Annotated in this window: 8 protein-coding genes; 2 read left to right on the top strand and 6 right to left on the bottom strand. The window is 60.9% G+C overall.

The window, feature by feature from the left end; all coding sequences use genetic code 11:
• The 5 genes from D779_RS19125 to D779_RS19140 all read right to left on the bottom strand — a co-directional run.
• The coding region (locus D779_RS19125) for a DUF4381 domain-containing protein (protein ID WP_043757432.1) at positions 1 to 371 on the bottom strand (371 nt) is incomplete at its 3' end.
• Complete coding sequence (locus D779_RS19130) at positions 371 to 1,288, bottom strand: DUF58 domain-containing protein (RefSeq protein WP_043757435.1); 918 nt, start codon at positions 1,286 to 1,288, stop codon at positions 371 to 373. The genes D779_RS19130 and D779_RS19125, both read right to left, overlap by 1 nt.
• 238 nt (positions 1,289 to 1,526) lie before the next feature.
• Complete coding sequence (locus tag D779_RS21325; protein WP_157726463.1) at positions 1,527 to 2,243, bottom strand: hypothetical protein; 717 nt, start codon at positions 2,241 to 2,243, stop codon at positions 1,527 to 1,529.
• A gap of 141 nt (positions 2,244 to 2,384) precedes the next feature.
• The gene (locus D779_RS22425) at positions 2,385 to 3,014 is read right to left on the bottom strand and encodes an Abi-alpha family protein (protein ID WP_157726464.1); all 630 of its coding nucleotides are present in this window, start codon (positions 3,012 to 3,014) and stop codon (positions 2,385 to 2,387) included.
• Between the two features lie 130 nt (positions 3,015 to 3,144).
• Positions 3,145 to 4,101: an AAA family ATPase gene (locus D779_RS19140; protein WP_043757436.1), complete on the bottom strand. Its 957-nt coding sequence runs from the start codon at positions 4,099 to 4,101 to the stop codon at positions 3,145 to 3,147.
• Between the two features lie 874 nt (positions 4,102 to 4,975).
• On the opposite strand from D779_RS19140, the gene typA reads away from it, so the two are divergent.
• Together typA and D779_RS19150 are read left to right on the top strand one after the other, a co-directional pair.
• Positions 4,976 to 6,793 carry a translational GTPase TypA gene (gene typA / locus D779_RS19145; RefSeq protein WP_043757439.1) on the top strand — a complete coding sequence of 606 codons (1,818 nt, stop codon included), beginning with the start codon at positions 4,976 to 4,978 and terminating at the stop codon, positions 6,791 to 6,793.
• A 9-nt stretch (positions 6,794 to 6,802) separates the two neighbouring features.
• Positions 6,803 to 7,861, top strand: coding sequence for a PA0069 family radical SAM protein (locus D779_RS19150; RefSeq protein ID WP_043757442.1), 1,059 nt, complete (start codon positions 6,803 to 6,805; stop codon positions 7,859 to 7,861).
• Positions 7,862 to 7,881: 20 nt separating this feature from the next.
• On the opposite strand, the gene D779_RS19155 is transcribed toward D779_RS19150, so the two are convergent.
• A partial coding sequence (locus tag D779_RS19155) for a hypothetical protein (RefSeq protein ID WP_157726465.1) occupies positions 7,882 to 8,427 on the bottom strand: 546 nt, incomplete at its 5' end.

An 8,427-nucleotide genomic window follows, 5' to 3' on the forward strand; every position in this document is an offset into this window, starting at 1 on the left:
ACCCGGCGGAGCCAGTCCTCGCCGGTCAAACCGGCGCAGGCGGGCCGGCCCAGCCGGGCCATGGCGATGCGACGCAGCAGCTCGGAGAGATCGCCGGCAATCGCCTTGGCATCCGCCCCGCCGTGCAGCCGGCGTCTCAGATCGCGCAGGGCGGAGGCCGCGTCCCAGCGCCAGTTCCCGAGCGTGATGCCGGGGATGGGCACCCGCAGGCTCAGGGGCATCCGCCAGCGCCAGATCAGATATCCCAGCACCAGAGAGGCGAGCGCGACCAGCCACCAGCCGGGCGCGGGCGGCCACCAGGACACCGGCGGCATGTCGCGGATGTCGCGCAGCTGCTGGAGGGTTTGAACGGGTGTGAAGATGGGATCCATTAGACGGCTCGCGAGCGGGCGCGCTGTTCGAGGTTGCGGATCAGGGTGAGATGGATCTCGGCGTCGGTGCGCACCGGCAGCAGCAGGATGTGCAGCCGATGCGCCATCGCCTGCAGATGCTCGCGCCGCGCCTCCCAGCCCGCGCGGAAGCGGGCCTTGGCCTCGGCGTCGTCGGTATCGATCTCGATCAGGCTGCCGTCGGTGCCGGTGAAGGTCGCCACGCCCATCGCGGGGATCTCCCAGTCGGCCGGGTCGTCGACCGGGACCAGGACCACGGTGTTGCGCTGACAGAGATCGCCCAGCACCTGCTCCAGTCCCACCACCTCGCGGTTGAGATCGGCGATCACGAACAGCAGCGAGCCGGTCGGCAGTCCGGTGGTCGCGCGGCGCAGGGCACCGCCGAGACAGTCGATCGAGGGATCCATCTGGGTCCCGGGCTGACTCAGGGTGCGCAGGACCTGCCACAGCGCCCGCCGTCCGCGCGAGGGCCGGAAATGCTGAAGCCCGGTCTCCGGATCGCCAAACACCAGACCGCCGACCCGGTCGTTCAGCCGGCTCGCCGCCCAGCCGATCAGCGCCGCCGCGCGCGCCGCCTGGACCGACTTGAAGGTGCCTCGGGTGCCGAAGCTCATGTGCGGCCCCTTGTCGACGCAGAGCACCACGGACCGCTCGCGCTCCTCGCGGAAGATCTTCATGTGCGGCTCGTTGGTGCGGGCCGTGACCTTCCAGTCCATGTAGCGGATGTCGTCGCCCTCGCGGTACTCGCGCACCTCCTCGAAATTGACCCCGGCACCCCGGAACACCGAGGCATAGAGCCCGGCGAAGGCCGAATTGACCAGATGATGCGACTGCAGACCCAGGGTATGGGCCTGATGGCGCAGTTCGAGCAGATCGTCGAGTCGAGGGTAGAGGCTCATTCAGGTCCCATCATGATCCGAGGCATGGACAGAGCGTCGATGGCCCATTTCGATGAATGGATCAGGGGTCTTGGTCATCCTTTCGGCCACCCGGCTACTCAACCGCCGAAGGTCCGCGTAGAGGACCCTACGGATCGCGGTTTCGAGTAGGGTCCGCTGTGCGGACCAAGCGCCCCTAGCCGGAAGGACGATCGAGGCTCTCTGGGTCTAAGTGACGCTATTGTTAGTGTCGTGGCGTTCATTTCTCAGGGAACTCAAGGTCGCAACTTGCGAACATGTCCGTTCCGTAAGGTTTTACCGGAGTGCCCTTTGCGAACATGGCCTCGAGGCTTGACTCTGCGAATTGCGCAAGGCTCACCAAACGAGAGTGCGCAAATGAAAGGTCCGCAGTATGGTTGGCTGCCTTCAGCAAGATGTTCGCTACAGAGCCGTAGACATGCAGTTTCTCTTTGGGGATGTTCAGCTGAACGTTAACCGACGCATGCAAAAAGCCGGGCCTGATAAATGCCGATTTCATGGCCGGCGGATCAAGGCTGTAGACCGTCACCCAACTAAGCTCCCCCAACGCCGAAACTTTCAACGAAACGATTTGATCGGCTTTCTGTGCCAAATGATCAGATATGTTCCGGATCTTCCGAATAGCTTGGAGATCACTGTCAATACTGGCGGGATTGAAGGGGTCTGGTATTCCCTCAGCCCCCGGCTGGAGTTTCCATAGAACCCGAAGGCGGTCGACAGCATCAACGAAAGCCCAAGCATCCAAATAATATGGTGCAAAGCTCTTCGGCAATGCTGACTTCGGCTGCGCGTCCAAGAGCACAGGCAGCCCTGCGGCAAGGCGACTGAAAGCAAGGTCCGCGATTTCGAAGGCATGCCGAAGCCCGTCCAAAAAAAACGCTTGGCGAGGATGCGTATTGCTTGGGATGTTCTTAAACGGGGAATCAGGTTTCAGCATTTGAGTGCGGACTTGCTGGCGCTAAAGTAAGGGTAAGACGACCCAAACCGCGCCTGCACCGAAGCCATAAATGAACCCCTGAGCTCGACGCACGGTTTGGGGTCGCCTTGAGCCTTTTGTTAGCATATCATTTACCATTCATTATGGCTCACTTACACATCGCATCAACTCTCGCCCAGCAGGGGTTAGAAGCCATACATTTTTTTCAAGCTCCCTTATAAGACCCAATGACTTCAAATATTCATGATTAAACGACGATCTTTCGCTTAACCAACCAAGCGTATACGTAGACGCTAGAGCTCTCAATACTTTGTTTGTGATGGAAATTGAGTCATTTTTCGCCACATCCAAAAGTACTAGCGCGTCTTGCGCAGTAATCTTAGATAGCAGCCTTGCTATTTCGGGGTGAACATCACCTTGTAGAAATTCGTTTGCCAGAAGATTAGCCCATAGTGACCTTATGGTTTCATCAGTTTGATTATCCGTATTATCAAGTGATTCAAAAACAACGGCAGGCTTTATAACTCTTGGTGTTTTCTTGTGTTCTGACGCGTGCTTAACTTTTTCGTGGGCTTCCTCTAAGCATTTAGCCGCAATTATTTTTTGTTCATCACATAGTTTGCTAAAGCGCAACTCTATTAATCTACCAATTCCTTCGGTTGTTGCTGTTAATGGATAAATAATTTTTTCGAATGTCTCGCACGCAGTTGACGCTAATTTCGCCCATGCCTCTTTAGGTATTTTGGCCACAATTTCTTTTGCTTCATCCATCTTAACTACCCAGCTTGAAATTTGGACATGCTAACAGTTGATTAGACAGAATCCGTAATTATGGTATTAGACGGATTCCGTCATTTCTGCGCTAGACAGATTAGACCCAACAAACACCCAACCGCCTTTTTCAAGGAATTGCCACCAAACTCAACAGCTTTTTAATGAAGGCATCCGTGGTAATCCCCTCCGCCTCGGCCTCGAAGGTGAGCAGGATGCGGTGGCGCAGGATCTCGGGGGCGACGGATTGGATGTGGTGGGGGGCGACGAAGTCGTCGCCGTCGAGCCAGGCGCGGGCTCGGGCGCAGCGGGCCAGGGCGATGGAGGCGCGGGGGGAGGCGCCGAAGCGGCACCAGCGGCCGAGGTCCTTGTCGTAGAGCTTGGGCTGGCGGGTGGCCTGGACCAGGTCGACGATGTAGCTGTGCAGCTTGGGGTCCAGATAGAGCTCGGCGACCGCGCGGCGCATGGCGAAGAGCTCGGCCTGGCTCAGACGCTTGGCGGGCGGATCGTAGTTCTGCTTCTGCTGTCGGCCGTCCAGTTCGAGGATCTGGAGTTCCTCCTCGCGCGTCGGATAGGTGACGACGGCCTGCATGAGGAAGCGGTCGAGCTGGGCCTCGGGGAGGTGGTAAGTGCCTTCCTGCTCGACCGGGTTCTGGGTCGCCAGCACCATGAAGAGCTGGGGCAGCGGATAGGTCCTCTGGCCGACCGTGATCTGGTGCTCGGCCATCGCCTCCAGCAGCGCGGACTGGACCTTGGCGGGGGCGCGGTTGACCTCGTCGGCCAGCAGCAGGTTGTGGAACAGCGGTCCCTGGCGGAATTCGAACTCGCCCTTGTCGTGACGGTAGATGTCCGTGCCGATGAGGTCCGAGGGCAGCAGGTCCGGGGTGAACTGGATGCGGTGGAAGTCCCCTTCGAGCGCCTCCGCCAGCGCCTTGACGGCGGTGGTCTTGGCCAGGCCGGGCATCCCCTCGACCAGCAGATGGCCGTCGCTCAGCAGACAGACGAGCATGCTGTCGATGAAGGCCTGCTGGCCGATGATGCGGGAGGCGATGTGATCGCGAACGCTTTGCAGGTCGGTAGGCGTCATGCTCGAGTTGGCTCTCTCTGTTCCGTTGACTGACGGTGGAGGCTCGACGCGACGGGCAGCAAGAACCGGGGGGACAAGAAGCCCTATCGTCTCGCCGCGAATCAGCCGAGGCATGGACAGCCCAGATCCCTGGGCAGACTCTTCGGGGTCTTGAGCGCCCCGATCAGAACGAACATTACGACTCGCATTGGATTCTTATCCCAATGTCCGAGCTATGCTGTGCCTTTTCGAACGAGAGCGCAACCCCGGGTGATTACTCGAATCATATTGATTTATCAGGATATTCAATATGTTGATCGCTGACCCGACACCCCCTTCCCACACCTTGCCCGCACCATGGAGATCCGGTGCCTCGGCCGATCCCCCGAGTGTCGGTCGGGATGCGCCGAACGGATTTGTTCACATGAGTCAAGAGGCCGCAGCAAGACAATGAACGCAACCTTCTGTATCGATAGAAAAAATCGCCTATACGCACTAACTAATTGTTTTAAATAAATAAAAAACAAGCGATCAAAATCCGGTCAATCTGTTTCGAGTCCAGCAACGACGCGGGCTGAAGGCGAATGCCCAAATGTTGTTCACAAAGTTATCCACAGGCGCTGTTGGCATTCCGAAAAAATCCAGTTTCAACGGCGTGTTGCGAGGATGTGACGATAATGCGTCGAAGGATTGAGGTCTAACTCCCCGAAAACAGTCTTCATGAGACCAAAGCGTTTTGCGAGACATGGAACGATAAACCGACGCACGAAGGGTATATAATCCTGCACCGGCCATCCGCGTCACGCCCGACCCGTCCGAGGCGCTCGTCCCCGCCGCCGATCCGCATCCTGACATCCTGAATTCAACCTGTTGCCACTGCTCGGAGCCTGCCCCAGTGATCGAGAATCTTCGTAATATCGCCATCATCGCCCACGTCGATCATGGCAAGACCACGCTGGTGGACAAGCTGCTCCAGCAGTCCGGCACGCTCGGAGAGCGTTTCGGCCCGGTGGAACGGGTCATGGACTCGAACGCGCTGGAGAAGGAGCGCGGCATCACCATCCTGTCCAAGAACACAGCCATCCGCTGGAACGACTACCGCATCAACATCGTCGATACCCCCGGACACGCCGACTTCGGCGGCGAGGTGGAGCGCGTGCTTTCCATGGTCGACTCGGTGCTGCTGCTGGTCGACGCCCAGGAAGGCCCCATGCCGCAGACCCGCTTCGTCACCAGCAAGGCGTTCGAGCACGGTCTGCGCCCCATCGTGGTGATCAACAAGATCGACCGTCCGGGCGCGCGGCCGGACTGGGTCATCGACCAGGTCTTCGACCTCTTCGACCGGCTCGGCGCCTCCGACGAGCAACTCGACTTCCCCATCGTCTATGCCTCGGCGATCAACGGCTATGCCGGACTCGACGACAGCGTCTCCGAGGGCGACATGACGCCCCTGTTCGAGGCCATCGTCCAGCACTGTCCGGCGCCCGAGGTGGACCCGGACGCGCCCTTCCAGATGCAGGTCTCGACCCTGGACTACAACGCCTATGTCGGCGCCATCGCGGTCGGACGCATCCGTCACGGCAGCGTCAAGCCCAACCAGCAGGTGGTGGTGGTCAAGCGCGACGGGGAGCGGCACAAGGTCAAGATTGGGCTGGTCTACGGCTATCTGGGCCTCGACCGTCACGAGGTTCCGGTCGCCACCGCCGGCGACATCGTCGCCCTGACCGGCATCGAGGCGCCCAACGTCTCGGATACGCTCTGCGATCCGGAGCACGTGCACGCGCTTCCGGCGCTGACCGTCGACGAGCCGACCGTGACCATGACCTTCCAGGTCAACACCTCGCCCTTCGCCGGCAAGGAAGGCAAGTACCTGACCTCGCGTCAGCTCAAGGACCGCCTGGAGCGCGAACTGATCCACAACGTCGCCCTGCGCGTCGAGGAAGGCAACGATCCCGAGAAATTCCGCGTCTCCGGACGTGGCGAGCTGCACCTCTCCATCCTGCTGGAGAACATGCGCCGCGAGGGCTTCGAGATGGCCGTCTCGCGTCCCGAGGTCATCTTCCGCGAGATCGACGGCCAGATCTGCGAGCCCTTCGAGCAGCTCACGGTCGACGTCGACGAAACCTCGCAGGGCTCCATCATGCAGGCGCTCGGCGAGCGCCGCGGCGAGCTCAAGGACATGGTGCCGGACGGCAAGGGCCGGGTGCGTCTGGACTACGAGATCCCCTCGCGCGGGCTCATCGGCTTCCAGACCGAGTTCATGTCCCTGACCTCGGGCACCGGACTCAAGTACCACGTCTTCGAGCGCTATCGTCCAGCCCACATGGGCGGCATCGCGCCGCGCCGCAACGGGGCCATGATCTCCAACGCCACCGGCAAGGCGCTGGGCTACGCCCTCTTCAACCTGCAGGAGCGCGGCCGCATGCTGGTCTCACCCGGCGAAGAGGTCTACGAGGGCCAGGTGGTCGGCATCCACTCGCGCGACAACGACCTCACCGTCAACCCGCTCAAGGCCAAGCAACTCACCAACATCCGCGCCGCCGGATCGGACGAGAACATCCTGCTCACCCCGCCGGTGAAGTTCACCCTCGAACAGGCGCTGGAGTTCATCGAGGACGACGAGCTGGTCGAGATCACTCCCACCGCCATCCGGGTGCGCAAGCGCTATCTGAAGGAGCACGAGCGCAAGAAGGCCAGCCGCGGCGTCAACTGACGGGGGCCGTTGAGCGAGAAACCGCGACCCTGGGGGCGCGGCGCGCTCGGCAATCCGGGCAGCCGCTACCTCTCGCACGCCACCGAGTCGGTGGACGACGGCTGGCACCGTGACGATCCGCCCCCGCTTCGCACCTCATTGAGCGTCGAGCACGCCCGCTCGGCGCTCAGCTGGAACGACTCGCCGGACGTCCCCTTCGACCGCTCGCTCAATCCCTATCGCGGCTGCGAGCACGGCTGCATCTACTGCTACGCCCGACCCTACCATGCCCGGGTCGACCTCTCGCCGGGACTGGACTTCGAGAGCCGCCTCTTCCACAAGCCGGATCTCCCCGAACGCCTGCGCGACGAACTCGGCGCCCGAAGCTACCGTCCGGCCCCCGTCGCCATCGGCACGGCGACCGACGCCTATCAGCCGGTCGAGCGCGAGCTGGAGCTGACGCGGCGTACCATCGAGGTGCTGCTCGAATGCCGACATCCGTTCAGCATCATCACCAAGTCGGCATTGATCGAGCGGGACGCGGATCTGATCGGCGCGGCGGCTGAGCAGGGCTTGGCGCAGGTCGTCTTCAGCCTCACGACACTGCAGACGAAGCTCGCCCGAACGATGGAGCCGCGCGCGGCGAGCCCAGCCCGAAGGCTGGAGGCCATGGCCAGGCTCGCGGAACATGGGATTCCGGTCGGGATCATGGTGGCCCCCATCGTCCCGGTGCTGACCGACCACGAGTTGGAGCGCCTGATGGCGGCCGGACGGGTGGCGGGAGCCCGATCGGCCTGTTACTCCTTGCTGAGATTGCCCGGAGAGGTCTCCGGGCTCTTCAGCGAATGGCTGAAGACGATGGAGCCGGACGCCTACGATCATGTCATGAACCGGCTGCGCGAGGCCCACGGCGGACTGGACCGCGACGAGCGGTTCGGCACCCGCATGCGCGGTGCCGGAGTCTATGCCGACCTCATGTCACAGCGCTTCGCACTCGCCGCACGGCGCCTCGGTCTCGGGCCGGCGGCGCCGTTGCGATGCGATCTCTTCAGGCCGCCCGGACGGCATGGCCAGCTCTCGCTTTTCTAAGCTCGACCCGAGGTCGAACTCTATGCCCAAAAATCAGCATCCGACAACGAATCCAAGGCATTGTCGATGTCACCGCTGATGACATAGTCATCCTCTAAATAGACCTCGGCAAACACCTCATAGCCAATGTCGGTCGCGTCCTCATCGGATCCCGAGATGCTCAAATAGACGGTTGATGTCCGACTGGAATCGTTGAAGAATGCCATTGTGGATGTATCGCCATTGGTACGTATCCGAACGTATTCGGTGATCTCGTTACCCTTGGAGTCAACCAGCTCGATGCTGGTGTCCGATGTAGAGTTTGTATTGCTATCCGTAATACGAATACGATACAGCGCCAAGGGGTCGGCCGATAGCTTTATCCAATCCTGATCGTTGGCCCATTGGATCTCGCCTGGGTAGGGATTATCGGTCTCGAAATTGCCCTCGGTCTTTGAGGTACTGCCATAGTCGTCGACCTCCGTGGCAACCCCAAGGCTGTAGTCGGCGTCCGCGTCGCCTTCCGCTCCGACCACTTCGACATAGTAGGTCTGCGCCTTGACCCCGTTGGCGAAGGTCAGCACGGA

The organism is Imhoffiella purpurea, assembly GCF_000585215.1.
GTDB lineage: Bacteria > Pseudomonadota > Gammaproteobacteria > Chromatiales > Chromatiaceae > Imhoffiella > Imhoffiella purpurea.

Excerpts from the sequence above, each read along its gene's own strand:
- D779_RS22425 (WP_157726464.1), bottom strand. The coding sequence starts at position 3,014 with ATGGATGAAGCAAAAGAAATTGTGGCCAAAATACCTAAAGAGGCATGG.
- D779_RS19140 (WP_043757436.1), bottom strand. The coding sequence starts at position 4,101 with ATGACGCCTACCGACCTGCAAAGCGTTCGCGATCACATCGCCTCCCGC.
- D779_RS19130 (WP_043757435.1), bottom strand. The coding sequence starts at position 1,288 with ATGAGCCTCTACCCTCGACTCGACGATCTGCTCGAACTGCGCCATCAG.
- D779_RS21325 (WP_157726463.1), bottom strand. The coding sequence starts at position 2,243 with ATGCTGAAACCTGATTCCCCGTTTAAGAACATCCCAAGCAATACGCAT.